Origin of the sequence: Aquimarina mytili (assembly GCF_016735115.1) — a bacterium.
Lineage (GTDB): Bacteria > Bacteroidota > Bacteroidia > Flavobacteriales > Flavobacteriaceae > Aquimarina > Aquimarina mytili.
Genome location: NZ_JAERQJ010000003.1, coordinates 12,719 through 33,264, shown reverse-complemented (window position 1 = coordinate 33,264; position 20,546 = coordinate 12,719). Strand labels below are relative to the sequence as shown.

The 20,546-nt window shown below is 32.5% G+C and carries 19 protein-coding genes; 12 read left to right on the top strand and 7 right to left on the bottom strand.

From position 1 onward, the window contains the following. Positions 1–7: 7 nt before the first annotated feature. Positions 8–1,978 (bottom strand): tetratricopeptide repeat protein, encoded by a 1,971-nt coding sequence (locus JJQ60_RS07505; RefSeq protein ID WP_201918301.1) that lies wholly within the window; start codon positions 1,976–1,978, stop codon positions 8–10. A gap of 346 nt (positions 1,979–2,324) precedes the next feature. On the opposite strand from JJQ60_RS07505, the gene JJQ60_RS07500 reads away from it, so the two are divergent. Genes JJQ60_RS07500 through JJQ60_RS07485 form a run of 4 tightly spaced genes read left to right on the top strand, consistent with a single transcriptional unit; the run spans position 2,325 to position 6,337 of the window. After that, positions 2,325–2,900, top strand: a complete 576-nt coding sequence (locus JJQ60_RS07500) for an acyltransferase (protein ID WP_201918298.1) — start codon at positions 2,325–2,327, stop codon at positions 2,898–2,900. A gap of 3 nt (positions 2,901–2,903) precedes the next feature. Next, positions 2,904–3,860: a Gfo/Idh/MocA family oxidoreductase gene (locus tag JJQ60_RS07495; RefSeq protein WP_201918296.1), complete on the top strand. Its 957-nt coding sequence runs from the start codon at positions 2,904–2,906 to the stop codon at positions 3,858–3,860. A gap of 28 nt (positions 3,861–3,888) precedes the next feature. Continuing rightward, complete coding sequence (locus JJQ60_RS07490) at positions 3,889–4,836, top strand: glycosyltransferase (protein ID WP_201918294.1); 948 nt, start codon at positions 3,889–3,891, stop codon at positions 4,834–4,836. A gap of 1 nt (position 4,837) precedes the next feature. Further along, positions 4,838–6,337 (top strand): hypothetical protein, encoded by a 1,500-nt coding sequence (locus JJQ60_RS07485; RefSeq protein ID WP_201918293.1) that lies wholly within the window; start codon positions 4,838–4,840, stop codon positions 6,335–6,337. Between the two features lie 4 nt (positions 6,338–6,341). Here the strand turns inward: JJQ60_RS07485 and JJQ60_RS07480 are convergent, their stop codons facing one another. Then, entirely contained in the window at positions 6,342–7,256 is a 915-nt protein-coding gene (locus tag JJQ60_RS07480) for a glutaminase (RefSeq protein ID WP_201918291.1), read from the bottom strand. A gap of 9 nt (positions 7,257–7,265) precedes the next feature. Beyond that, positions 7,266–7,973 carry a dipeptidase PepE gene (gene pepE / locus JJQ60_RS07475; RefSeq protein ID WP_201918289.1) on the bottom strand — a complete coding sequence of 236 codons (708 nt, stop codon included), beginning with the start codon at positions 7,971–7,973 and terminating at the stop codon, positions 7,266–7,268. A gap of 155 nt (positions 7,974–8,128) precedes the next feature. Here pepE and JJQ60_RS07470 point away from each other — a divergent pair, with 155 nt between their 5' ends. The 5 genes from JJQ60_RS07470 (at position 8,129) to JJQ60_RS07450 (ending at position 14,164) form a co-directional block, all read left to right on the top strand. Next, on the top strand, positions 8,129–8,869 hold the full coding sequence (locus JJQ60_RS07470) for a carboxypeptidase-like regulatory domain-containing protein (RefSeq protein ID WP_201918287.1): 741 nt from the start codon (positions 8,129–8,131) through the stop codon (positions 8,867–8,869). A gap of 228 nt (positions 8,870–9,097) precedes the next feature. Continuing rightward, positions 9,098–9,607, top strand: coding sequence for a DUF6702 family protein (locus JJQ60_RS07465; protein WP_201918285.1), 510 nt, complete (start codon positions 9,098–9,100; stop codon positions 9,605–9,607). Positions 9,608–9,671: 64 nt separating this feature from the next. After that, positions 9,672–11,987 (top strand): M1 family metallopeptidase, encoded by a 2,316-nt coding sequence (locus JJQ60_RS07460; protein WP_201918283.1) that lies wholly within the window; start codon positions 9,672–9,674, stop codon positions 11,985–11,987. A gap of 82 nt (positions 11,988–12,069) precedes the next feature. After that, a complete protein-coding gene (locus JJQ60_RS07455) occupies positions 12,070–12,363 on the top strand; it encodes a Sec-independent protein translocase subunit TatA/TatB (RefSeq protein WP_201918281.1) in 294 nt (97 codons plus the stop codon). Positions 12,364–12,694: 331 nt separating this feature from the next. Then, positions 12,695–14,164: a S8 family peptidase gene (locus JJQ60_RS07450; RefSeq protein WP_201918279.1), complete on the top strand. Its 1,470-nt coding sequence runs from the start codon at positions 12,695–12,697 to the stop codon at positions 14,162–14,164. 58 nt (positions 14,165–14,222) lie between these two features. On the opposite strand, the gene JJQ60_RS07445 is transcribed toward JJQ60_RS07450, so the two are convergent. Continuing rightward, positions 14,223–14,864: an O-methyltransferase gene (locus JJQ60_RS07445; RefSeq protein ID WP_201918277.1), complete on the bottom strand. Its 642-nt coding sequence runs from the start codon at positions 14,862–14,864 to the stop codon at positions 14,223–14,225. A 93-nt stretch (positions 14,865–14,957) separates the two neighbouring features. Here JJQ60_RS07445 and kynU point away from each other — a divergent pair, with 93 nt between their 5' ends. Next, the gene (gene kynU, locus JJQ60_RS07440) at positions 14,958–16,253 is read left to right on the top strand and encodes a kynureninase (RefSeq protein ID WP_201919668.1); all 1,296 of its coding nucleotides are present in this window, start codon (positions 14,958–14,960) and stop codon (positions 16,251–16,253) included. Between the two features lie 102 nt (positions 16,254–16,355). Continuing rightward, positions 16,356–17,018 carry a hypothetical protein gene (locus JJQ60_RS07435; RefSeq protein ID WP_201918275.1) on the top strand — a complete coding sequence of 221 codons (663 nt, stop codon included), beginning with the start codon at positions 16,356–16,358 and terminating at the stop codon, positions 17,016–17,018. A gap of 75 nt (positions 17,019–17,093) precedes the next feature. Here the strand turns inward: JJQ60_RS07435 and JJQ60_RS07430 are convergent, their stop codons facing one another. Then, a complete protein-coding gene (locus JJQ60_RS07430) occupies positions 17,094–17,942 on the bottom strand; it encodes an AraC family transcriptional regulator (RefSeq protein ID WP_201918273.1) in 849 nt (282 codons plus the stop codon). A gap of 142 nt (positions 17,943–18,084) precedes the next feature. Between JJQ60_RS07430 and JJQ60_RS07425 the strand changes: the two genes are divergently transcribed. Further along, positions 18,085–19,245 carry an MFS transporter gene (locus JJQ60_RS07425; RefSeq protein WP_201918271.1) on the top strand — a complete coding sequence of 387 codons (1,161 nt, stop codon included), beginning with the start codon at positions 18,085–18,087 and terminating at the stop codon, positions 19,243–19,245. Positions 19,246–19,266: 21 nt separating this feature from the next. Here JJQ60_RS07425 and JJQ60_RS07420 read toward each other — a convergent pair whose 3' ends face one another. Both JJQ60_RS07420 and JJQ60_RS07415 read right to left on the bottom strand, forming a co-directional pair. Continuing rightward, positions 19,267–19,992, bottom strand: coding sequence for a hypothetical protein (locus JJQ60_RS07420; protein ID WP_201918269.1), 726 nt, complete (start codon positions 19,990–19,992; stop codon positions 19,267–19,269). An 86-nt stretch (positions 19,993–20,078) separates the two neighbouring features. Next, complete coding sequence (locus tag JJQ60_RS07415; protein WP_201918267.1) at positions 20,079–20,447, bottom strand: cupredoxin domain-containing protein; 369 nt, start codon at positions 20,445–20,447, stop codon at positions 20,079–20,081. Positions 20,448–20,546: the final 99 nt, after the last annotated feature.

Here is a 20,546-nt window from a genome sequence, read left to right as displayed (position 1 = left end):
TTAATTCTTATTTATTGGGGATATTATTTTCGGCCCATTTTAGGTTGTTCTTTGCTAATTGAAAATTTGGGTTAATTTCAATTGCTTTTGCACATGCTTCTGCGCCAAGTTTCCATTGTTTTAATTGATTGTATGCTACGCACATATTATTGTAGGCATCGGCATTATTAGGATCTAATTTTAATAGTTCTTTGCTAGCGGCAATAGACATAGCATAATTTTGGATTTCATAGTATTTTATGCTAAGATCAAGATATAGTCTTGGAGAAGGTTTATTTTTAATTTCTTCAAGAAGACTATTGATTTCTTCTTCAGGTTGTTTTATATCATTGGAGATTAAAGATAAAAGCTCTTTGGACTTAGTATGATTTGGGCTTTTTTCAATAGCTTTTTTTAAATAGACTTGGGCTTCATTATATTTTTTTTGACCGACTAGATATCTGCCATAGTAAAACTCTGGTGCCGGAGAAGATGAGTTTAGTGCTATTGCAGATTCGAAATGTTGAATAGCTTTAGCATGATTATTCATACCGCCATTTAAAATCCCCAGATTAATATACAGGGTATAATAATTGGGGGTATATTCTAGTGCTCTATTAAAATATTCTAAGGCAACTTCATAATTTCCATTGGCCATATGCGTGAGCCCATAATTCATTAAACCTCTTCCATTTTTTGGGCTTTTTACAACAACATCTAACCATAAAGAATCTGAGGAATCCCATATTTTGTTTCTTTGAATAGTTCCGTATGCATGTGCAGCAATAATTAATAAAGATATGGATACAATATATCTAGAATAGTTTTTGCTTCTTTCAAGGAAATCATATTTTTCTAATGCCATTTTAATACCCCAAGGAACAGCTATAAAAAGGCCTACAAAAGGGAAAAACATTCGATGATCATTTGCGATCTGAAATAAAGGATTTAAAGTTGTGGGAAGCAATGCAATAAAAAACCAAGCGATACCAAATGCTATTGGCTTTGATTTTTTATGCATAGCGGCTTTTATCATTATAAAAATAAGTGCCGCAATAACAAGGAACCCTAAAATAATTTTAATACTATACCAAGGCTTGATAATTGCAATATCAGGATCTGCACTCAAATCAATTGGAAGTATGAAATTACCAAGATAATGCATAATTACATAACATTGTGTACTTATGTATTCAAACCTGGAGACTAGATAATTTGTGGAATCTGTGGACTTAGGTGTTAAATAATATTGATTGAATAAAAAGAGCGACGCGGCAATAATTCCTGCTGGCGCTATTTTTTTTAGTATTTTAATTACTTTTTGTTTCGTGTCCTTTTTAAACTCAGAAATGAGTTCATATTCTTCGAATAAAAGTATATACACAAAAAGAATTGGAAAAAACATAACCCCTGTTTGTTTTGTCCATATCCCAATGATCATTGTAAGTATGTATAAATGCCATTTTCTAGTCGTGGGGTAAATATATAAAAGAAGTGAGGCGACAATACACAAGGTTGAAAAAGAATCAGATCGAGCACAGATGTAATTAATGGTTTCGGCATTAGCAGTATGGACAGCAAACCAGGCTGTTGCAAAAAGGGCAGTAACTCCTATAAATTTATTTTTAGAATCAGATTCTTTATAGATGTGCTTGGATAATAAAAATAATAAAGTAATTAAAACCAAAAACCAAAAAAAGATATGATAATGGTAATATCTCGGGTTTAGCCCCCCTGCAATTGAGTAATCAATTGCATTTTTAAGAGTTATCATAGGGCGATATGCTCTATTTGCAGGAAGTGAACTAAATGTGTCGGCATTAGTAAAAAATTCTGTCCAATTACTCAAGCTTCTTATGGATTCATTTTCTGAAATTGTGTGAGTATCATCAAAAAAGAAAGGGTTGTCAAAATGATTAAAATACACAAAAAGAGTAACAATAAGTATTGTTATTAAAGCCCGGTACTCAAATTTTTTAGAGGTAAAGTTTTTAAACATATTCTTTTTTGAATTTTAGACAGCTTTGGGAAACTTTTTTATTCTTTGTATGACAATGTTATTTTGCGCTTCACTAAATTTATTAGGTCGAATCGGCATTAAATATAGTAGTTTTATGTTGTTTTCATAATCCGAAGAGAGAGTTTTTTGAGTATTTCTATAAGTATAAACCCAAGTTTATAGTTTTTATAATGTCTGAAAAACATAATTGTTTTGTCAAATTATTACTTTGTCTTCATAAACAAATATGAATTATACTATATTTGAGTATCCCTTTTTATTTAAATTAAGTATTTTAATTTGACGAAAATTAGTAAAGAGGTAGTATAAATTGTAAAATTGTTTAATGAGTTTAAATTTCTTCGTTCATCAGACTGCAGTTATTGATAAAGATTGCACCATTGGAGATGATACAAAAATATGGCACTTTTCTCACATAATGCCTAATAGTGTCATTGGTAAGAATTGCAATATAGGTCAAAATGTAGTAATCTCTCCTGAAGTAGTTTTAGGAAATAATGTAAAGGTTCAGAATAATGTTTCGATTTATACCGGCGTTACTTGTGGTGATAATGTTTTTTTAGGGCCCTCTTGTGTTTTTACTAATGTAATAAATCCTCGAAGCGCAATTAATAGGAGAGGAGAATATACTAAAACACATGTTGGAAAAGGCGCAACAATTGGTGCAAACGCAACTATTGTTTGTGGTCATGATATTGGTCAGTATGCTTTTATAGGAGCAGGGGCCGTAGTAACCAAGGATGTGAAACCCTATGCTTTAGTAGTGGGTAATCCCGCTAAACAAATTGGCTGGATGAGTGAATATGGGCATAAGTTGAAGTTTGATTCTGATGATATCGCCGTATGTTCGGAGAGTAACGAAAAATATAAATTTAGTGATGGTAAAGTTTTTAAAATATAATTCATGAATAATCAAAACTTTGCAATAATTGGAGTTGGAGGTTATATCGCTCCAAGGCATCTTAAAGCAATAAAGGATACCAATAATAACCTGATTGCTGCATTAGATAAGTTTGATAGTGTTGGAATAATAGATAGTTATTTTCCTGATGCACATTTTTTTGTTGAATTCGAAAGATTTGATAGACATATTGAAAAACTTAAAAGGCGTAAGAATGTAGCGCTGGATTATGTAAGTATATGTACGCCAAATTATTTGCACGATTCTCACATACGTATGGCTTTGCGCAGAGGTGCTAGTGCTATTTGCGAAAAACCTTTGGTTCTTAATCCATGGAATATTGATAATTTGATTGAAATCGAGCAAGAATCAGCCGGAAAAGTAAATACTATTTTACAACTAAGGCTGCATCCAAGTATTATCGCTTTGAAAGAAAAAGTAGAGAAAGGGCCAAAAGATAAAATATATGATTTTGATCTTACTTATTTGACATCTAGGGGTAATTGGTATCACAATTCATGGAAAGGAGACGTTTCAAAATCCGGTGGTATCGCTACAAATATCGGTGTTCATTTTTATGATATGTTATCTTGGGTTTTTGGTGAAGTAAAAGAAAATAAAGTCCATCTTCTTACAAATGATAGTGCTTCTGGGTATCTCGAATTTGAAAAAGCTAGAGTTCGATGGTTTTTGTCTATTGATTATGATAATATCCCAGATGAAATAAAAAAACAGGGTAAAAGAACATATAGATCAATTACTATTGATAATGAAGAAATAGAATTTAGTACTGGTTTTACAGAATTACATACAAGAAGTTATGAGGGGATTTTAAATGGTAAAGGTTATGGATTAATAGACGCTAAACCCTCTATTGAAATTGTACACGATATTAGAAATGCAGAAATTACCCCTTTGAAAGGAGACTACCATCCTTTTTTGAAAAATAAAAATATTTAATACTTCTTTTTAGCACGATACCTTAGAAATGAAAAAGCAACTTGTATCCATAGTAGTGTCATTATATAATGAAGAAGAGGGGGTGGATCATTTTTGGGATTCATTAAAAGAAGTATTACGTAGAGAAAATGATATAGATTTTGAAGTTATTTGGGTGAATGATGGGAGTACAGATCAAACACAAATGGCTATTGACCAAATTAGAAAGAAAGAATCTTTTGAAAATATTAGCAATGTTTCTATTGAATTTTCAAAGAATTTTGGACACGAATCAGCAATGATTGCTGGAATTGATAATACTAACGGAGAGGCTATAATATGTATTGATTCAGACGGGCAACACCCACCAGAGGAGATTCCAAAAATGATACAATCGTATAATGAAGGAAATGATATTATTTTGATGCAACGTATAAGTCGCAATGATAATAGTTTTCTTAAGAAGAGATTTTCTAGATTCTTTTATAAGGTTATTAACTTTTTATCAGCTGTAAAATTTGAAGAAAATTCAACTGACTTTTTTTTAATATCAAAGCAAATAAAGGAAATATTAGAGTCTAATTTTAGAGATCAAAATAGATTTATTCGTGGATTTATTCAGTCTCTAGGGTTTTCAAAGAAAACATTGACTTTTACAGCTCCTGCTAGAGAGTATGGAGAGAGTAGCTATTCGTATTTAGGTCTCACAAAACTAGCGTTTAACGCTATTTTTTCTTTTTCAAATAAACCTTTGAGAATTAGTATTTTCTTATCTGTGTTTTTTATTCTATTCACTATAGGCATGATTGGTTATACACTTTATACATATTGGTATGGTACAACGGCTCCATCAGGATATAATACGATCATTATTTTTATGTCTGCTTCTTTTTCAATTTTATTTGTAACACTATCTATTTTGTCATTGTATTTCGAAAAACTTATTCAGGAAATGCGTAAAAGACCAATTTACATTATAAAAAAGAAGAATGATTAATATGAATAAAGTATTAGATTTAATTAGTCGTTTCGAATTGTTTCTAAAGGCAAAAAAAGGATTGAGAATTGTCTTATTGTCGGTGATTCTTTTTAATGCATTTCTTTATGTTAAAACAGATTATAAAAAAATACCCGAAATACAGGCACGAAAGGATGCAGCTGGATTTTCTCCTGATAAAGCATATCGATTTATTTACTTCTATTATTATTTGAATCAGTTTCCTTTAGCAACCTTAAATGGTGATTTAGACTACTCTGAAGAAGGTGCTAAAAATGAAATAAAAAATAGGCCTAATGATCTTATTATGGAGTATATGCATTGGTCCAGATTAGGAGAATCTGCAAGGATTCTGGCATATATGCCCAATGCATTGGTTAAAGGATCTCCTGAGAATCCTTCGATTAAATTGTTTAATTCGTTATTATTTGTAGCGGGGCTTTTAGTCTTGTTTATAGGTTTTTGGCGTATTAAAAAACCATTATTTGGACTTTTACTGTTGATTTTAATTAATTGTACTCCATTTTTTATTTATGAAGTCTATTGTAGAGATAATATTTTTGGATTGATGGCCTCATCCTTTTTTATTGTTCTTGGCCTTAATTTACCTTTTTTGTTTTCCAAGTCTATTAATTATTTCAAGTATGTAATTGTTGCTATAATATCTGGAGCTTTAGTTGGGTTTTTTAGCGAATTCAGGAATGAAGTTTCGGTTGTGATTGTATCTCTTCTGTTGATTTATATTTTATCATCAAGTATTAGATGGGCGCCTAAAATTATTTATGTGTTGGTAGTACTTTTTTGTTTTAATGCTAGTAAGACAATGATCAGGTATCATTTTAGCTTAAAATTTGAACAAACAATGCATCTGGTAGGTAATCACGGAGGACATATATATAATGGTCCAAGATTGAGCGGGCATAATTTTTGGCACCCGGTTTTTTGTGGTTTAGGTGATTTTGATACCAAATATGGGTATCAATGGTATGATGTTATAGCATATCAATATGCTATTCCAATTTTGCAAAAAGAGTATGGTATGGATATTAATTATTCTGGAGGATACATTACGAACGATTATTATGATGATCATAGGCTATACTATAAAAAACCGGAAGAGCTTCCGAATTATGAAAAAGTGGTGAAAAAAAAGGTGATTGATGATATCAAGAATGATCCAGTATGGTATATCACAATTATATTTAAAAGAATAGCCAGAACATTGACTACCACAATCCCGGTTTCTTATGTAGGATGGTTATTATTTCCGTTAGTTTATTTTTTATATAAAAGAAAAAACTGGCAAGATCTTAAACTTATTTTGGTAGCTCTTCCTTTATCTGCAACTTCTATAATTGTACATTCTGGCAAAGGCACTACGTACAACTCTCTGTTTGTTTATTTTATTTTGGTAATTATTATGGCCCAGGGATATAATTTTTATAAGAATAAAATGAATACTGGTAAAGAAAATCTCATTCAGAAAGAAACAGAGAAATAAAAAATTAAAAAATTGATAACCCAGTCAAAGTGGTTAATCGTTCTAAGGCATACATCCCCAATTCAGAATTTCCTTTTGGATTAAGTTTAGGGCTCCATATTGTTACTGCGTATTGGTGGGGGTGAATGGCTACAATACCCCCTCCAACACCACTTTTTCCTGGTAGTCCAACTCTAAAACTAAATTCGCCTGCTTCATCATAAAAACCACAGGTTTGCATTATGGCATTAATACGCTTTGTTTTTTGAAGCGATATAATTTGAGTGTTGTCTATAAGTTTTTTTCCTTGATTCGCATAAATCATAAATGCTTTTGAGAGCTCTTTACAAGACATTTCTATAGAACATTGATAAATATAAAAGTCCAAAACTGTATCGATATCATTTTCAATATTACCAAAAGCTTTCATAAGGTTTAATACAGCAGCATTACGGTAGCTATATTCTTTTTCTGATTTAAAAACATCGGTATTTATAGTTATAGAAGGTTCATCTGTAATCTGGTGAATAAAATTCAGAAAATCCTTTTTGGGATTATCTAATTGAGAAATTAAAATATCAGAAATTACTAACGCTCCTGCATTGATAAAGGGGTTTCTGGGTATTCCTTGTTCGTATTCTAGTTGCACTAAAGAATTGAAAGGGTTTCCAGAAGGTTCTACATCTACACGTTTAAACAAATCGTCACCTAATAAAGACATTGCAAGGGTAAGAGCAAATACCTTTGATATACTTTGAATAGAAAATCTCTCATCATTACATCCAAAATGATAATGCCCAGAGTTAATGCAATATAAATGCATACCTAGTTTGTGGGGATCTATTTTAGCCAATTCAGGGATATAGGAAGCTATTTTCCCCGTACTTTTCTGGGTATAAAGTTCATCTTCGATTTGATTAAGGATTTGTTGATAATCCACAGTGTTGTTTTAGTTTAAATTAGATAATGCACTTTCAGGTTCAACTTCGTATGGGGTTTTATTCTGCTCAAAAATTCGAGCAGATAATTTTCCTTTTAATAAAACTTCTTGACCCTTGACATTTAGCCAACTTCCCTCTCTAAGACCAACAACAGGTTGGGGGTCCAGATTATGAAACTCTTTGATTCTGGTTTCTCTTGTTTCACCTTTATGAGTAGAATTTGGATCTGGGTCAAGATAATGCGGGTTAATATTAAAAGGAACTATTCCTAAAGTTTTAAAACTAGGAGGATACACAATAGGCATGTCATTTGTGGTCTGCATGGTAAGTCCACATATATTGCTTCCGGCACTCGTTCCTAAGTAAGGTGTTCCAGAATGTATAGCATTTTTAAGGGGCTCAATAACTTTATTTCTATATAATTGGTCTACTAGCAGAAACGTATTTCCCCCTCCCGTAAATATTCCTTTAGCATTTTTAAGGGCTTCAGCCGGATTGGAAAATGTATGTATACCAACTGTTTTTTTATTGATTTTATTAAAAGCGATATTGACATTAGATGTATATTCATCATGTGTAATTCCGCCAGGACGGGCATAAGGAATAAATAATATTTCATCAATTCCTGAATATAATTCAAGTAAAGCTTCACGTAAGTATTCTAATGGTTTACTTCCATGAATGGTTGAAGTGCTAGCGATTATACAATTTGTCATTGGTTTTTTTGTAAAGGTAGTTTAACGTTTTCTTATATTGAAATCTGAATTGAAGATAAAAAAATGTAGTATCTTAATTGAAGAAAATTCAATCGCTGCAAATTATGAAAATTAAACTATCCCTAGCTCTTATCTGTTTTACAATAAGTTTAACAATGGCACAAATTACCTCTAGAGTTATTATTGATGGCAAAATAAGTGCCCCAATAGGAGACGATGTAGAAGGTGTTGTTGTGTATAACCGTAGTACAAATAAGGGAACTATTAGTAATAAAGATGGAGTTTTTAGAATTAATGCAGGAATTAATGATAAAATTGAAGTGGTAGCTATGCAATATCAGCATTTTGTTATTTTGGTTGATAAAGGAATTATAAATACTAAAAAATTGAATGTTTTTCTAAACGAATCTGTAAATCAATTAGAAGAGGTAGTGGTTACACCGTATGATTTATTAGGAAATGTATCGGTTGATGTAAAAAAAATAGGATACAGCCAAAGTGGTATTAAAGATGTTGCTAAACAAACATCTTCCAAAATTAATGATACAGATTATGATTTTACGCCAGATGATTTAACAACTCCAGAGAATAATGCATTTGTGGAAGAAAGATTTATCAACGGCCTAAACTTTGTAAACCTTTTTAAATTGGCTTTTGAGAATAAGAATAAATCAAAAACCAAAAAAGAGCCAAAGGATATAGATGTTAAAGTTAGAAATATGTATAATGATGACTTCTTTAAAGATTACTTGGCTCTAGAAATACATCAAATAAATGACTTTCTCTTCTTTGCCGAAGATAATGGTTTGAATAATGCGTATTTTGAAACAGGTAAAGAATTAGATTTACTTCAATTTTTAGTAATTCAAAGTAAACTATATCGTCAACGGCAATAGTAAATCCTACTTAATAATTGCAATATGTTAATCTTCAATCCATCTTTTTCTTGACAATCGTTTAGGGAACCTGAAGTAGTTTCTCTTAGAAAAAAGTAAAGTGCTAGAGGCTCTTTAACAGGTAGAATGATAAGATTTTTAAAGTTTATGATTCATAAATTTAATTTTGGCACAATTTTTTAATTCAAATCTCTAAATTTAATTACATTTAGCATTTTACAATTATACATGACGAATAAATCATTACTATTATTTCTAATAGGAATTTACATTACTTTAAGCTCTTTTGTAACCCATAAATTTTATGTTAGCGTTACACAAGTAGATTATAATAAAGAGGAAAAGTCTTTACAGATCATTTCAAGAATTTTTATTGATGACATGGAGGATGTTTTGAGAGAGCGATATGACGACTCTATCACTTTAAATTCTACTAAAGAGGCCAGTAAAATAGATCAACATCTTGAGAAATATTTTAATCAGAAATTAAAATTTATTGTAAATAATAAAGAAGTTTCTTTTACATTTTTAGGGAAAGAATACGAAGATGATCTGATTATATGTTATTTAGAAATCGAAAATGTTAAGTCCTTTGACGCTATAGAAATCTCAAATGAAATTTTAATGGATCTTTTTGAAGAACAACAAAATATTGTACATGTCAAAAAAGAAAACCAACGTAAGAGTTTAATTTTAGAAGGAGGTAGGAGTACAGGGGTGTTAAAATTTAGTGAATGAAACGCTAAACTTTTAAAAAACGACTATTTTGCAAATTATTTTCAATTAACTCAAAATTACTCAAATGAAAAATGTATTTCAGGTTCTTTTGGCAGCCATTTTAATGTCAGGAGCTATTACATACGCTCAAAATGAAGGATCTTCAGAGAAAACTCGCGAGCTGGGGCATACCAATCAAAATAAATTCAAGCAAATGTATGAAGAGTTTGCTACTCCAAATATGTATAGAACAGGGTCAGGAGCCCCGGGATCAGCATATTATCAGCAGCAAGCAGATTACAAAATGGATATAGAGCTTGATGATAAAAATAAAAAAATAACCGGTAAAGAAACGATTACCTACACTAATAACTCACCAGATAATTTAGAATTTCTTTGGGTGCAATTAGATCAAAACATGCGTGCTAAAGATTCTAAAACTCCGCTTATACAAGGAAGCGGTGTAGATCTTGCAAATACTCCAAAAGGCTTCTTAACTAAATATATGTCCGAACCTTTTGATGGTGGATTTAATATCACTTCTGTAAAAGACGCAAATGGAAAACCACTGAAGCATACGATCAACAGAACTATGATGAGAGTTGAAATGCCTAAGAATTTAGAGCCAGGGGGTAAGTTTGTATTCTCAATAGACTGGTGGTATAATATCAATGATCATGTAAACGGTCGTGGCAGATCTGGTTACGAAGAGTTTGAAGATGGAAACAGAGCTTATGTTATCGCTCAGTTTTACCCACGTATGGCGGTGTATAATGATGTCGAAGGATGGCAAAATCATCAATTCTGGGGGCGTGGAGAGTTTGCACTACCTTTCGGTAATTTTGAAGTAAATATTACAGTGCCAGCAGATCATATTTTGGACGGTACTGGTGTGCTAGTAAACCGAAAAGAGGTGTTTACTAAAGAAATGTTGAGTCGATATGATAAAGCAAAAAAATCATATGAAAATCCAGTAATTATTGTTTCGCAAGAAGAAGCAGATAAAGCTTCTAAATCTTTTTCTGACAAGAAGAAAACCTGGAAATTAAAAGCTGAAAATGTTCGTGATTTTGGATTCGCAACTTCGAGAAGATTTATCTGGGACATGATGGCTGTTAAGATTGGTGATAGAGATGTTATGGCTGTGTCAATGTATCCAAAAGAAGGAAATCCACTTTGGGAAGATTGGTCAACAAAAGTAGTTGCAAGTACCTTAAAATCGTATAGCCGAATGACCTTTGATTATCCATATCACAAGGCTATTTCAGTACATGCTAAAAATCAAGGAATGGAATATCCTATGATTTGTTGGAACTATGGTAGACCTGATCCTGACGGAGCATATTCTGATAGGGTTAAGTACGGAATGATGAGTGTTATCATCCATGAGGTTGGTCATAACTTCTTTCCAATGATTGTAAATAGTGATGAACGTCAATGGACTTGGATGGACGAAGGTCTGAATACATTCGTACAATATGTGGCAGAGCAAGATTTCGGAGAGTGGTATCCAGAGGCATTAGGAAAAGATAAAAAATATCCATCTCGTCGAGGTCCAGCTGCAAAAATTGTTCCTTATATGAGTGGAAACCAAAACCGTTTATCTCCTATAATGACGCAGTCTAATAATATTCATCAATTTGGTCCGAATGCATATGCAAAACCGGCGACAGGATTAAATATTCTTAGAGAAACTGTGATGGGAAGAGAACTTTTTGATTATGCATTTAGAACCTATTCTCAACGCTGGATGTTCAAACATCCAACACCTGAAGACTTTTTTAGAACTATGGAAGATGCTTCTGCGGTAGATTTGGATTGGTTTTGGAGAGGTTGGTTTTATACCACTGATTATACTGATATTGGTGTTAGCGAGGTAAAGAAATTTGTAGTCTCTAAAATTCCAACATTAGAATCTCAGCGTTTTGCCTCAAATAATAGAAGGTTAAGATTTGCTAACCCCGCAGATTTAGTGGTTATGGTAGAAGAAGGAAGTGATGATTATACTAGAATTAAAGGGAATGATGGTATAATTGAAGACCCAATAAAATTAAAAGAGTACTTAATGGATAATTTTTCTGCCGAAGAAAGAGCACGAATGAAAAATCCAAAGTTTTTCTATGAGATTACATTTGAAAAACCAGGAGGATTGGTAATGCCATTAATAGTAGAATATACCTATGAGGATGGTACTACTGAAACAATTACCTATCCCGCAGAGATCTGGCGTAAAAATGATAGCTCAGTAAAAAGAGCTATGGCTACAGAGAAGGCTATTTCAAAAATTGTTGTAGATCCTAATCAGGAAACAGCAGATATTGATACATCCAATAATAGTTGGCCTAAACGAAAAAAATTAGGAAAGTTTCAAGAATTTAAAAATAAAGTTAAAGGACAATAGTTAAAAAATAAATTCTAAATAAAAGCCATCCCGATATGCCGAGGATGGCTTTTGTTTTAACGATATTCTATATATTTGCATTATGATTACACTACCTTTATTTATTAGCGGAACAGAAATTGCTTTCATCGTTTTTATACTGGTGATGGTTTTTGGGGCCGATAAGATCCCTGAAATTGCTCGTGGCTTAGGTAAAGGTATGCGTATTGTTAAAGATGCTACTAACGATATCAAAACCGAAATCACCAAAAGTGCAGAAAAACATGGTATAGATACAGATATCCCTAATTCCATTACTACAGATATCAAAAAGGAGATTGACAAAGTTAAAGATGATGTCAATGAGATTACCGGTCCGGTAAAACGTAAGCTGTAACCCTCTATTTTTTAGTTTTACTTAATTTTAGTGTGTAATTTTTTAGCATTTATTAAAAAATCTATGATTTTTTTGTGATTATTGTAAGTATACTTTCTTTTCTATTAAACCTCAATGTTTACTTGGGTTACGGGGAAATTTCAACTTTATTCTAGATGCTGTGCAAGCATAATATTTTCAATTTCATTGCCATTATCTTAATAAACAGGTGTAATATTTAGTGAATATTTAATATATTAGCCATGAAATTAACTAAATGATAATTTTTCCGCGTCCCAAGGATTTTTTATTACATAGGCTTTTATACACAAACTCGTAAATCTTATTCAAAATGAAAAAAATTGCACTTTTTGCCATTGGGCTTATTCTGGTATTCTCATGCTCAAAAGATGACCCTAATGAAATTATTGATCCAAACTCAAATTCTTTTCAATCCCAAGAATTATTATCTAAAAAAGTAATTAACGATTATATCGAAAGCCAATTAAGGCAATATGGAGACGTCAAATGGATGGATGCTCCTGATGATATGTTATATAGTGCCGTTATGCATGGTGGCGGAATTTTAAGCATTGGTTTTGGTTATGAAGGAGAAAGCTTCTCTATAGAAAAATCTTCCAGATTGATAGATGCAAAAGAAAATATAGTAAACATTGTAAGGTCTTCTGAAGATATATCAAAGTCAGATCCAATAGTTTATGATTATGATGTTCTTAATGCTATAGATGTTCAAATTTCTGATATAGAAACCATTAGAGCGTTAAAATCGGCTGACCAAATTCGTTATCTGGACCCTCTAGGTTATGAATCTTTTTTATTTAGTAATAATGAAATACAGCCGAAGTCTTTTGGTTGTGAAACAGGAAACCGAACGTTAAATACGCAGGATTATAGAGTAATCTCACCAAATGCATGGTTACCTTGGAATTTTGACGTTCATAATGTTCCTCAAGCATGGAATTTAAGTACAGGAGCAGGAATCACTATTGGTTTAATAGATACAGGAATATCATCTAGTCAAAATCTTTTAAGTAGTAATGGATTTAATGATGGATTTTCTACCGGAAGAACTGTACAAAGATTTGGAACCTTTGATGGATCAGATAGTGATCAATGCGGTCACGGAACATCAATGGCATCAGCAATGGTTTCTCCTCGTAATGATGATGGGATGCCTGTAGGAGTTGCATACAATGCAAACCTTGTGGCATATAGAGGTACTGGAGATGTATTGTTAAATAGCTCAAGAGAACGCAGAGGAGTTAGTAACGCGTTAAGACAACTAGGCGATAGATCAGATGTGCGTATTATTTCTATGTCATTGGGTTATGTATGGTCTATAGGAAGTGTAAAAGATGCTGTTCGATATGCCCATAATAGAGGTAAGTTAATTTTTGCTGCAGGAGGAACATCTACCAGTTTTACCAATTGGTATCCAGTAACTTTTCCTGCATCGATGTCTGAAACTGTAGCGGTTACAGGAGTAAAAGATAATGGAGATCGTTGTAGTAACTGCCATAGTGGTAGACAAATTGATTTTACTATTGCTATGCAAAGAAGAGCCAACAGTGATAGAACAGTGCCTGTAATAGGGTTTAATAGTAATACAAGAAATATGGTCGGAGGATCATCGGTTGCTACAGCAACAACTGCGGGTATCGCAGCATTAGTATGGGCTCGTAATCCAAACATGAATAGAGATCAGGTGCTAGATAAATTAAGACGTGCAGCAGATAATTATCCAAACCGTAATAGACGATTTGGTTATGGTAATATTGATGCTTTTAAAGCAGTTCAATAATCATAATGTATTAAAACAAATAAACAAAGGGAGCTTTCAAAAGCTCCCTTTGTTTATTTTACATAACTCTACTAATTGTTAATCCATCTCTAATAGGTAGTAAGACGGTTTCTATTCTTTTATCTGTAATCAAAAGTTTATTGTACTCCAGAAGCGCTTTTGTAGATATGTCTTCTTCAGCAACTTCTTGAATTATTTTTCCACTCCACAATACATTATCAGATAGTATTACACCTCCAGTATTCATCTTTTCAATAATTAGTTCAAAATATGTGGGGTAATTAGGTTTATCTGCATCAATGAATACCAAATCAAATGTACTATCGAGATTAGGGATTATTTGAGTGGCGTCTCCAATGTGTTGGTGGATCTGTTTTCCATAAGGAGAAAGGTCAAAATATTTTCTCTGAAAGTCCTCTAATTCTTCATTAATATCTATGGTATGCAACGCTCCTTCTTTTTGAATTCCTTCAGCTAAACAAAGGGCAGAATAGCCAGTATATGTTCCAATTTCAAGGATGTTTTTTGGAGCAATGAGTTTAGATAGCATACTTAGAACACGTCCTTGATATGGACCACTAAGCATTCGAGGTTGTAGTATTTTTTGATATGTTTCTCGAGTAAGTTGTTGTAATAATTCAGGTTCTTGTTGTGTGTGTTTTACAACGTAATTATCTAACTCTTCAGGAATAAAATGCATGTTGCTAACTTTTTTGCAAAGCTAAAAAACTTTATGAACAAGATATTCTTATCTGTCATTTCTAATCTGTATTTTTGGATCAAAACACCAAGAATGCAATTTGAGAATACTTTAGAATTTGCTCAAAGATTAGACAAACAGGATACATTAAACTCATATAGAGATCATTTTCTTTTTCCAAAAGTTAATGAAAAGCAGGTTATTTATTTCACAGGAAATTCGCTAGGGTTGCAGCCTAAAAACGCAAAAAAATATGTTGATGAGGTAATGCAAGACTGGGAAGAGCTTGCTGTTGAAGGACATTTTTATGCAGATAAACCTTGGTGGGATTACCATGAGCGATTGGCTAATCCTCTTAGTAAAATTATAGGGGCCAAACCTTCAGAAATTACTGTAATGAATACACTTACAGTAAACCTTCATTTGTTAATGGTTTCTTTTTATAGACCTAAAGGAAAAAGATATAAGATCATTTGTGAAGAAAAAGCTTTTCCAAGTGATCAATATATGTTGCAGAGCCAAGTTCGGTTTCATGGATATGACCCTAATGATGCTATAGTAGAAATCAAGAAACGTGATGGAGAACATAATTTTAGGATAGAAGATATTCTCGATACAATTACTGAGGTTGGAGAGGAATGTGCTCTTATTTTGATTGGAGGCGTAAATTATTATACAGGACAAGTTTTTGATATGAAAACCATCACAAAAGCAGGGCATGATATTGGCGCTTTTGTAGGATGGGATCTTGCACATGCCGCCGGGAATATTAAATTAGAACTACACGATTGGGATGTTGATTTTGCTTCTTGGTGTAGCTATAAGTATATGAATAGTGGACCAGGTAACGCCTCGGGGTGCTTTATACATGAGCGTTTTCATAATCAAACAGAGATTCCAAGATTTGAAGGATGGTGGGGTACAAGTAGAGAAACCCGTTTTTTGATGAAACCCCAGTTTGAACCCATGCCTAATGCAGATGCCTGGCAGTTAAGCAATGCACCAATTTTAGCTTTGGCGCCATATCTGGCATCGTTAGAATTATTTGATGAAGTTGGTATGGATGCCCTAATCAAAAAACGGAATCTCATTGTAGCTTATCTAGAATATATTCTGAAAGAAATAGATGCGCAAGTAGAAAGTACTTTTGAAATTATTACTCCATCTAACCCTAAAGAACGAGGAACCCAGCTTTCCGTATTTTTGCATGGAGAAGGCAAAAAACTATTCGAATTTTTGATGAAGAACGGTGTGATAACCGATTGGAGAGAACCCAATGTAATTCGATTGGCTCCCGCTCCATTTTATTGCTCTTTTGAAGATATGTTTAGATTTGGACAAATACTAAAACAAGGGATTTTAGAAAAGAATAGTGAGTTGTCTAGTTAGTATTATTGAGATTGTAAGTCTTTTTGCAAAATATGGTTCTTTACGGTAACAAATTGTATTTTCAATACATAAAAATCAAAGAAACGTAATTTTAAGAGCAAGGTGAAACAAAATCCAGATACTAATACAGAGAATAGAAAGCCGTATTATGCATTTTTAAGTAGTGGTGTTTTTCTATTTTCGGTAACTCTAGCATTGACTATTATTAGTAGTGATTATAATACTATTAACCCTAAATCGCTAAGTAATATTTTTACTTGGATCAAAATTTTGGGGGTTATCTTCATTATTAACGCCTTTGTTTTGATAGTTATGTACTGGAATCTTTCCTTAAAGAAAATTGTTAAAGTTTTGCTCACGATATTCACTGTAATATTTGCTCTCGTAATATTAGCACAAATAACTGCAAACAACCCAAAACCGATAGTGGGCACTATTCGATTGCCTAAAGAAGGAAAGATAATATATGTTACAAAATGGAAGACTCAACATGGAGCTTTGTTTAGTCGGGTTTATCGAGGTATTTCGATTTATTACCACACTGATGGGGAGTTTAGAACAAATCCACCCATAAATGCTTATGGAATATTTAGAAAATTGTTGCGATATAAGACACATGCAGAAATTATTATTGGTGGATATACAAATACGAGTCAACTTTTTGGATTATATTCTACTCAAAGCTGTTGTAAAGAAAAGAAGTACCGTATAGATTATCAGTCGGGTCAAGTAGAAGAGGTCAATGAAGAAGAAAATATCGATTGATGCCTAATGTAATAACACGTTTCATTGATAAGGTAGGGTTTAGTCAATTAATACATAAACCGAAACAATCCTAGGTTACTGTTTGTTGTAATCTGAAGGAGAGACACCTAAGTACTTTTTAAACTGCCTTGAAAAGTAAGAAGGATCGTTAAACCCGCATTGATACATAACTTCTGAAACTGTAACATGTTTATCGTTTTCGAAATGTTCTTGCGCTTTTCGTATTCTAAACTCATTTAGAAAATTAATAAAACTTCGATTAGTAGATGATTTAAACATTCTGCAAAAAGAATTTGGAGTCAACCCTAAGCTATTGGCAATGCTTTCTGATCGTATTTCTTTATTATAGTTCTTATTTATATACTGGTATACTTTTGCAATTCTTTCTAGAGAATGTTTGTTAATCTCTAAAGAATGATTGTTTTTAAGAATTAACTTTTGACCTTCAGAAATTGAAAGTTGATATAATAGTTGTGAAAAATTTAGGAGCTTTTCGGTATTATTTTGATTTCTGAATTTCAGAAAAGCGGCAGATAATTTTTTATGAGTCTCAGAAGAAAAGATGATGCCTTGTGTTGATTTTTGAATGAATTTCATCATCGATGCAAACTCAGGAAAATGAATTAGTTTTTCTGTAACAAAAGCTTCTGGAAATTGAATCACTACTTCTACATTGGTCTTAAATTCTTTATTGCCAAAAGGCATGTGTGGAATATTCGGTCCTAAAAAAATGATACATCCATCAGTATACTCTTGAGAATATCTATCAAGTTGAATTTTACCACTACCATTTTTAATATACACAATTTCATACTCTGGATGTATATGCCAATTAATAGTGTTACATAGCGAATCGTAAGTATAGGTCTCTATTTTTAAAGACTTGGATTGCTCTAGATAGATTTGCTCATAAGACATTTTCATGTAATAAAATTATCATTTTTTTTATTTATAAAGAGCTTATTAGAATATTTTGTCTTAGGGATGGAATATTTTGTTTTATGAATTAATGCTGGTATAGTCTTAATTTTGAGATGATAACAATGAGTATGCAAACTAACTAATAATGAACTCACTACAATTGATCCTTACAAAGCTGCGTTACTTTGGTCCTGCATGGGTATTTGCATCGTTAAACATCATTGTCGGTACTTGGGTACTTTATATTCCTCAGGTACGATCCAAATTGGCAATAGATGATGCACAATTGGGGATTGCATTATTTTGTTTTGCCCTAGGTACCCTTGTAATGATTCCTTTGTCATCTTTAATCATTGATAGGATAGGGGTCGGCAAAACTACATTTTTTGCTATTGTAGTATTCTCGTTGTTATTTTTGATCCCTTTATTGATGCCCACGTATCTTACATTGTGTATTTCTCTTTTTTTAGTAGGATTGTCAGGATGCCTAACCGATATTTCTATGAATGCCCTTGTCTCGGATATTGAACAAGAAGATACAATTCATATTATGTCGGCTTCACATGGTTTTTTTAGTTTAGGAGGTGTAATTGGAGCCGGTATTGGGAGTTTAATAATTGATTATTTTGAAGTTCCAATAATGCATATGCTATGCGCCGTAATTTTTGTTATCCTTACTAATTTGATAATCTTCAAAGCGTACTTTGATATCAAAGGTAGTGCCTCCAAAAAGAAAAAAGAGTCTTATGATTTAAGTCTTATTCGTCCGCTACTTGGGCTTACTATTATAGCTTTTTTAATTATGGGTAGCGAAGGTGCCATAGAGCATTGGAGCAAGTTATATTTGCAAGATGTTATAAAGGTTACTTCAGAGAAGATATCCGGGTTTGGATTCGTAGCTTTTTCTGCCACGATGACATTGGGGCGCTTTTTGGGAGATGCAATTAGTAAACGATTTGGATCGCTAGCTATAATTGTCGGTGGATGTGTTTTAAGTATTCTTGGATTTTCTGCAGTATTAGCTTCTCAATTAGTAATTAGCATCTTTGGTTTTGGATTGGTAGGGTTAGGGTTTTCGGTAATTATTCCTGAGTTATTTAGACTAGCAGGAAAAACCAATGGTATTTCTGCTGCACAAGGAATCTCTTTTGTTGCCGGGTTTGGATATTTAGGCTTTTTATTAAGTCCGCCACTTTTAGGTTTTTTATCAAAAATAGATAGTCTTCAACTTAGCTTTATAGCCTTATTGGTAGCGACTAGTATAGCCATGATAATCACTTTCTTTCTTAAGAAAAAAGAAGCATAACCGATATATAATACCGGTGTGTTATTCTGTAATTATCTCAATATTTGTAAAATGTAAGGTCCAATCACCTTCATTGCGTTTATGAGTTTTTGCAATTTTGATTCCGTTATACGTATTATAATTTTCCCAAGAAGTAATCAATGATGGCTCTGCGGTATTTTTTTGTCTAAAAACCCATTCTTTGATAATGAAATCCCCTTCAAAATAAAAATCATAAGCATCGCCCGGAGTATACCCACCTTCATTTTTATAAACAATGGTTAGCTTTTGCATTTCTTTATTACTAATTGGAGCAACAGCTTTTACTTGATGTTGCGAAGTAAAACTTGCGCTATCCCAAACTAAATTAAAAGGAGCCAATAACCAATATTTGTCATTGATAAAACCTTCGTCTGCTTTTTGATTAGTACTATCTATTTGAGTTCTATTATACGTAATGGTATCTGTTGCAGAGGTCATGGTAACCAGATTTTCTTTAGGCTTCCAGTTCCACGATCGTTCTGAGTGGACTGTATCTCGATCCACATTAAAAGTGAAGATTATTTCTTTTACTTTATTCCAATGTTCAAATCCATTTGCATGCGCAATAGCCTCGGCTGTAGTAAGCATTTTCTTTTTCTCCTTGTTAGTAATAAGTTGTGGATCTCTTACTTCTACATCTTCTTCGTATTGATTCTGCTTTTTAACATCGGTTTTACAGGCAACTAATGTCAAAAGACATACTACGAGGACAAATAAGTTTTTCATCAGGGTTAGTTTTTAGCTAAAATATAAAAAGAAAAACCTTGCTAATCTATATTAACAAGGTTTTAAGTTTTGAAAAAGACATGTAATTACTCTACTACCAGAGTATATTGCGGTGTCTTATTTAACGGACAAAAGTATGTATATGTTCCTTTCTGTAGCGTAACTGTATTCGAGCTTTCAGTTTTACCTTCGGCAACTACCTTAGTTACGTATGCTTCTTTGATGTGATTTTTGGCATCAGATGCATCTTTTCCTTGAGGTACTAATACGAAACCTACATCAGTTCCCGCTTGATTATTAGTGATATTGAAAATATAACTTCCCTCAGATAATTTGATTTCTTTTTGAGTAAATTCTCCTTTAGTTTGTTCTAAAGCAACTGTTTTTACGTCTTGCGCCTGTGCGCTAAAAGTGATTGCTAAAAGTAATGTAAATAATGAGATTAAATTTTTCATGGTTTTGATAATTATTAATGTATATAAATGATTAATTATTTTATTTTTAAAAGGTTCCCGGAAAAAGGAAGAGCTTTTTATTTCTTGCTTCTTCCGGGA

Coding starts and splice junctions, on each gene's coding strand:
- JJQ60_RS07505 (WP_201918301.1), bottom strand. CDS start 1,978: ATGTTTAAAAACTTTACCTCTAAAAAATTTGAGTACCGGGCTTTAATA.
- JJQ60_RS07500 (WP_201918298.1), top strand. CDS start 2,325: ATGAGTTTAAATTTCTTCGTTCATCAGACTGCAGTTATTGATAAAGAT.
- JJQ60_RS07495 (WP_201918296.1), top strand. CDS start 2,904: ATGAATAATCAAAACTTTGCAATAATTGGAGTTGGAGGTTATATCGCT.
- JJQ60_RS07490 (WP_201918294.1), top strand. CDS start 3,889: ATGAAAAAGCAACTTGTATCCATAGTAGTGTCATTATATAATGAAGAA.
- JJQ60_RS07485 (WP_201918293.1), top strand. CDS start 4,838: ATGAATAAAGTATTAGATTTAATTAGTCGTTTCGAATTGTTTCTAAAG.
- pepE (WP_201918289.1), bottom strand. CDS start 7,973: ATGACAAATTGTATAATCGCTAGCACTTCAACCATTCATGGAAGTAAA.
- JJQ60_RS07470 (WP_201918287.1), top strand. CDS start 8,129: ATGGCACAAATTACCTCTAGAGTTATTATTGATGGCAAAATAAGTGCC.
- JJQ60_RS07465 (WP_201918285.1), top strand. CDS start 9,098: ATGACGAATAAATCATTACTATTATTTCTAATAGGAATTTACATTACT.
- JJQ60_RS07460 (WP_201918283.1), top strand. CDS start 9,672: ATGAAAAATGTATTTCAGGTTCTTTTGGCAGCCATTTTAATGTCAGGA.
- JJQ60_RS07455 (WP_201918281.1), top strand. CDS start 12,070: ATGATTACACTACCTTTATTTATTAGCGGAACAGAAATTGCTTTCATC.
- JJQ60_RS07450 (WP_201918279.1), top strand. CDS start 12,695: ATGAAAAAAATTGCACTTTTTGCCATTGGGCTTATTCTGGTATTCTCA.
- JJQ60_RS07445 (WP_201918277.1), bottom strand. CDS start 14,864: ATGCATTTTATTCCTGAAGAGTTAGATAATTACGTTGTAAAACACACA.
- kynU (WP_201919668.1), top strand. CDS start 14,958: ATGCAATTTGAGAATACTTTAGAATTTGCTCAAAGATTAGACAAACAG.
- JJQ60_RS07430 (WP_201918273.1), bottom strand. CDS start 17,942: ATGAAAATGTCTTATGAGCAAATCTATCTAGAGCAATCCAAGTCTTTA.
- JJQ60_RS07425 (WP_201918271.1), top strand. CDS start 18,085: ATGAACTCACTACAATTGATCCTTACAAAGCTGCGTTACTTTGGTCCT.
- JJQ60_RS07420 (WP_201918269.1), bottom strand. CDS start 19,992: ATGAAAAACTTATTTGTCCTCGTAGTATGTCTTTTGACATTAGTTGCC.
- JJQ60_RS07415 (WP_201918267.1), bottom strand. CDS start 20,447: ATGAAAAATTTAATCTCATTATTTACATTACTTTTAGCAATCACTTTT.